Consider the following 6,169-nt stretch of genomic DNA (forward strand, 5'->3'; position numbering starts at 1 on the left):
GTAGAGCAAATCTGCTCTGCTTCAAGCGACAACTATCCTGAAAATTACCGATATCCACTTCCCCCGATTCTACCGCCTTAAGCAATTTGTCTCGTTTGTAAGCAACAAGCTCACAATCATAATCCAATTTTTTACAAAGATAATGAATCATCGCCACATCAAATCCATCAAAATGATTTACATCTAGTTGGATTACAAACGGAGGATCAAAGTGAGGTACACCAATTTTCAATGTTCGTCCAAAAGTACATAATGGGAGTAAAAACAGCGTCATGATTATGAGATATTTTCGCACCACGAGATCATCCTTGGTGTTTTGTTTTAATTATAGATCATGTAAAACAAAAAATTATCAGCCATTGACGAAAGAAAATTCCTGAGAACAAACAGGAGAACTTTTAAAAAAATTGGCACCATGGAGATCACAATGTTAAATTATGAGAATTAAGCCAAACTTATTTGCCATTTTGATTAATATTTATCCTCGCGATAGAATGGATTTTTTTTAATCTTAATGGCCATTAATAATCGTGAAAGCACTATTCGACTCGACACTTGTGACCAATGAAAACAGCAACTCGCCTTTACACACTGAAGTGGCGAGTTTAGCTGCTAAAATCCAATCCATGTAAAATGAATATAATTCAGCGGAAGAAGGCTATAAGCCGTTTATATCAGGTGTCAGTGCCTATGAAATTCATAAGAGTTTGGCTAAAACCACCCTGTCAGAGTCCAATTCACCACAAGAATTACTCTTGTATTTAAAAGAAATTATCAATTTACATCAATACATCAAAAAATTTCTATCTGAAATACATCAGCACTTAACCGTTAATTTGACTGCAAGCGAATTCAAACTGTTACATAGCATAGTGCTTAAGCTGGAACAAAGTGAACAAACTGTATCTCAATCTTTTTCTTGCCTGGAAACTGCAAATCAAATTTTTGATAGCTTAGCAACAGAACAAGAAACAACCCCAAGCTCAGCAGCAGTAAAAGAAGCAATGAAACAGCTTGATACACTGTTAAAAAAACGCGATTTACAACAAAAAATTGATGGTGAATTACAAACTTTTTTCAATACTGACTTTTATTTACATAGAGACTTGGAACAATTTATTTCTGTAATTACACCGATAAGGAAACATTTCCGTGTGTTTAGCCAGAAAGCAAATACCCTGGGTTTACATGAATCCATCGACAAGATAGCCGAGGTTTTAAATCAATCCTATCAAATAGAAGCGCAGTTTATAAAAATCCGTTTAGATATACATATGGAGCAAATCAGCCTGAATATATGGGCTACAGTAGAAATTAAAAAAGAATTGTATATGAGGCTTTTAACTCATTATGATGCAATATTAAATGTTTTTTCCGCTCTCAAGCTGAATGACCTGGAAAAAGAAACCTACATTGCTCACTTACACACTGGATTTGAATTATGTTTTGATACAAGATTCCTCACGTTAATGACTCATTCTGCTCGTTTATTTTATAGTGACGATGCAGCCAAATTGAAGCAAATAACTACTTATGCTGATCAATCCCTGGCCGGAATTGATCTGACGCGCCCCTTACTCAGGAAGAAACGAGAGCGACTTGAAGCGAATGAGATAGTAGTTGACCAACAAGAACTGCCACCTAATGCCAAAAAACGTTCAGAAATAGAATTAGAGTCAACTAGCGATGCAGGCCCCACCAACTCTCTTTTAGCTCATTCATTTATTAATATCATTGCTCCAACGTTAAAAGAAGGAGCACATCCATCAAGAAGATTTGCAGCTGCAATGTTTCAAGCCCTTGGGGCTTCTGTCTGGTCTATTAGTGGATTAAAAAGATCAATCAAATTTACCATGCACTATGATTTATTACGACACGGACTGGATCTGTGCCCAGAAGATGATGCCAGACTATTAAAGAGCCCGACTGAGCGTTTAAATAAACTAAGCCGCGGAAACGAACGAATGTTCAATGACTATAAAAAATTTAGTGCCGTGCACATTCAAGCCAAACCAGGTGCTCACTTGACCTTGGAAGGTTTTCAGAAAATATTATCTGATATTATTACTCAGTTAACTGTTTATACCCAACCAGACCATTTAAATGATTTAATTGAAAGCCTTCTGGAAAATTGGAAAGGCACTTTAATAGCAGATGGATTCGTTAATGTTCTCTATGTAGAGCGAATGATGAACGCCATCCAAGGCCGCAGTCCCGTTCCTAGAACGATGCAACCATCTCACGCAAGAACTGAATTTAAATCACTAACCGAAGCGATTTGCCATGCCAATCCAAGTGAATTTGATGACTATCTAACTCAGCTTAAATCCAGAATAGATGCTCCTGAGCATTATTTAAATTATCTGGTAAACAAAAATAAAAGTGGAAATACTCCATTACATACCGCTTTAGCATCAGGTTCATTTATGAATATGGAAACATACTTGCTTGAAGTAAAGAAAATGTATGGTGACCAAACTCATTTATTCCAAAATTTTCTGACCTCACAGAACAAAACTGGATTCACTTTTCTTCATCAAGTTGTTTCCATCGGTAACATGAACTTGTTAAAAAAATTTACTGCGTTTCTTAAAGCAGAACTAGGAGATCACGGTTATACTCTTGCTCTGAGAATAAAAACGGCACAACACTACCGGCCATTTTGTAATGAACAAATTCCAGACTACAGAACCATCAATGCATTCCTGGATACGGAAGGAGCTAAATATCCCATGCCACGAGAAAGACTGGAGCGCCGTGATAATTCGGCGACAAGAGCCAGTTCCTCTCCTCCAAGAACAGGCAGAATTGAGCGCGATGGATTCTTTGCATCACCAAGTTCTCATTCTCATCCCTCTGTACATTGGAGCACTGAACCTGGCGACCGATATAAAAGGTATTAATTAAATACGAATAAAGGAAAGGACTCTTACTCATACAGCAACCATTATCCGTCATTCAGAGGAATCAGAGCCTCAGGATGACGGCTTAAATTTTTTCACTAAATGGCCACTCCCCTTCTCTTGAAGTATCTCCTCAATGACTAATGCCAAGATTTCCTGGCAATTTACTCAATTATAATTCATCATAAAACAGCAACACCAAGTATTGATTTATAGCTACCAACACGCTAAGAAGATTCATGAATCAAAAAAACATTCTGATTATTTTAATCTATTTACTTTCATTCCCAACATATGCAAAAGATGGGAGCATTGCTGCTGCAGATCAAAATCAGCCAGCGAATAGAGGTAATTTTGCTCTGAGCGCCTCACAACAACCAGGCCCCTTAGTCTCATTTGGTCAAAACATAATCGATAAAAAAGAATTGCAATTCTTTATTGAACCTACTTATTTAAGCACCACATCAATAAATTATCTGGCAGCCACCCCATCACTACTTTATGGATTATCAGATATATCTTCACTATTTATAAGTTTGCCAGCAGCATTAAATTACAGGGGCGATGGCGAGCACTCTTCTGGCCTATCAGATGCTCTCTTTCAACTCGAATATGCATTTTATGAGGGGTCAAATTCTGCATACACGCAACAAGCAACTATTGTAGCAGCCACCACCATGCCGACAGGCTCTTTATCAAAATCGCCTCCCACTGGTGCAGGAACTCCGACCTTTTTTTTAGGTACCACTTATAACGTGATGTTCGTAGATTGGTTATGGTTTGTTTCCCCAGGAGTATACTTGCCAACAGCCTATAAAGAATTAAAACAAGGCAATGAGTATCTGTATCAATTTGGAGTGGATAAAGTTATCGCCAGCAAAGAAAATAAATACATTATCGCAGGGATGGTTGAACTGAATGGTATATACACTGAAAAAACCAGATTTGGGCAACACGTAGTTCCCAATACCGGTGGAAATATAATTGGCATTACCCCATCCTTATGGTATTCAACAAATAAATTTATAGCACAATTAGGTCTTTCCATCCCGGTAATACAGAAATTAAATGGCGACCAGAGTAAAGCTAACTATGTACTTGCTTTTAATGTTACCTGGACAATCAGTTAAGCCCAGAATCCTCCCCCTATTTCCCTTTATTTTTTAATCCTTCATCATGTGTCTTCATCCATAAGAGCAATTCATTTAAAGGCATCGGTTTTGCAAAATAAAATCCCTGCGCCATAGTACAGCCCCATTTTTTCAATAGTTCAAGCTGCTCCTTCGCCTCAACTCCTTCTGCAATCGATTTAATGCCCAGACCATGAGTTAATTGGATTGTTGTGAACACGATCGTTGTATCATCTGCATTTTTCTCTAAATCTTTAATAAAAGAATGATCTATCTTAAGAAAAGATATAGGTAATTTTTTTAATAAATGAATTGATGAATATCCTATTCCAAAATCGTCTAGAGCGAATTGAACACCAAGCGCGCACAGGTCCATCATGTCGTTGATGATATGTTCTGTATTTTTAATGAGAGAAGTTTCTTTGATTTCGAAACAAATCTGATTTGGTTTGATTTGAGCCTTACACAGTAACGTTTTAATCAATCCCATAAATCTTACATCTTCGATTTGTTTGATTGAAATATTCATTGCCAAACAAAAATTAGCTCTTGTTCTGGATATGTCCTGGAACTCCGCGAAAGCTTGTTGCATGATACACTCACCCAATTCATACATCAGCCCTCTGTCTTCAGCTATTAATAACGATTCAATCAATGGTAAGTTTTTAAGTTCCTCATCTTCCCATCTTAAAAGAGCTTCAACTCCTAAAATTTTATGGGTTATTGTATGAATTAGAGGCTGATAACAGATCCGATAGGCTTTCTCATTGATAGCCCTATGTAGCGCTGATTCAATATTATCGTATTTTATGACTTTTTCATTTGAGCGCTTATTATAAAAGGAGAAAGTGGATTTCCCCTTCGCTTTGGATTGATACATTGCATTATCCGCATTTTTTAGCAAAGTCTCAGAATCAGCCCCATTTTCAGGATAAATAGCAATACCAATACTTAAGGAGGCATTCACATATTGGTCATCTATCTTGATTGGTTTATCAAAAGCAGCAAGGATTCGCGTAATAATCTTGCTCAAATCATCAACCTGATAAATTTCTTCAAAAACAAGACCAAACTCATCTCCCCCTATCCGGGCAAAATAATCAGCCTCTCTCAGATAAGGTTTTATTTTTCCAGGAAGAATAGTCAGTAATTTATCACCATAAATATGACCAAATGTATCGTTGATGTATTTGAAATTATCAACATCAATAAAACACACGCCAAATTGACTTTTATTTCGTTGCGCACGTGCAATAGTATGTTCCAGAAACTCAAAAAAGCTCAGACGATTGGGCAGTTTCGTTAAGTTATCAATATGTGCCATATTTATTAATTTGTTTTCATTATCAAGTCGTTCAGTAATATCGCTGAAAATAATTGCCGCTCCTTTAACTTCGTTATCGATAATAATTGGGATGCAGGTATACTCTACCCAAAAGTAATTGCGATCTTTCTTCCAAAATACCGCTTCTTTTATACGAACAACTGATTTTTCATGAATAGCCCGATAAACAGCCAGACTCTCTATCGCCGAAGAGAAGTCTTCATGTATTTTATCCAGCAGAATTGTGTAAATGGGCTCGTCTTTTAACTCGTCACTGTCATATTCCAGTAATTTTTCAGCCGCGTTATTAATAAAGGCAATGCGACACTCAAGATCAATCCATAAAACTCCTTCACCAGTTGCATTTAATAACAGTTTATTTTTGGCTTTCTCAGTCTGTAATTGCAGCTCTCTGGCTTCTGCAAGATATTGAATCAAATGACGTTGCCCATAAAGAATGAATAAAATAATATTCATCAAAACACAAAAGAACAGCGTTGTAGTTAAAGAAAACCATACTTCCCAGGAATATTCTTCATGCATAAAATAAGGAGACGAAGTCGCATTAAAATGCCAGGATTCTCCCGCGAACTGATAATTTAAAGCAGTATGAATTAATTTAGCGGGGTGTACGGAAAAAGGTTTGTTATAAATTTCAAAACTACCACCAACATTAGAACCATTACTCACAGTAATATTTGAATATTTTAAAAAATTATTAAAGGTATCTTTAAATAATTTAACCATATTAATTTGAAGTAATATAAATCCTTCTATTTCCCCTTTAAGATGAACTGGAGCGACGATAAAGA

Annotated in this window: 4 protein-coding genes; 2 read left to right on the forward strand and 2 right to left on the reverse strand. The window is 36.5% G+C overall.

Annotation, left to right across the window (positions count from 1 at the left end; translation table 11 throughout):
- Positions 1-298 (reverse strand): transporter substrate-binding domain-containing protein (locus Q0495_RS03015; RefSeq protein ID WP_298622874.1); only part of this gene is annotated, 298 nt, incomplete at its 3' end.
- A 409-nt stretch (positions 299-707) separates the two neighbouring features.
- Between Q0495_RS03015 and Q0495_RS03020 the strand changes: the two genes are divergently transcribed.
- The gene (locus tag Q0495_RS03020; protein WP_298622875.1) at positions 708-2,903 is read left to right on the forward strand and encodes a hypothetical protein; all 2,196 of its coding nucleotides are present in this window, start codon (positions 708-710) and stop codon (positions 2,901-2,903) included.
- 239 nt (positions 2,904-3,142) lie between these two features.
- Positions 3,143-4,033, forward strand: coding sequence for a hypothetical protein (locus Q0495_RS03025; protein WP_298622876.1), 891 nt, complete (start codon positions 3,143-3,145; stop codon positions 4,031-4,033).
- Positions 4,034-4,049: 16 nt separating this feature from the next.
- On the opposite strand, the gene Q0495_RS03030 is transcribed toward Q0495_RS03025, so the two are convergent.
- Positions 4,050-6,169 (reverse strand): bifunctional diguanylate cyclase/phosphodiesterase (locus tag Q0495_RS03030; protein ID WP_298622877.1); only part of this gene is annotated, 2,120 nt, incomplete at its 5' end.

It is taken from the genome of uncultured Legionella sp. (assembly GCF_937871865.1).
Lineage (GTDB): Bacteria > Pseudomonadota > Gammaproteobacteria > Legionellales > Legionellaceae > Legionella.

Excerpts from the sequence above, each read along its gene's own strand:
- Q0495_RS03025 (WP_298622876.1), top strand. The coding sequence starts at position 3,143 with ATGAATCAAAAAAACATTCTGATTATTTTAATCTATTTACTTTCATTC.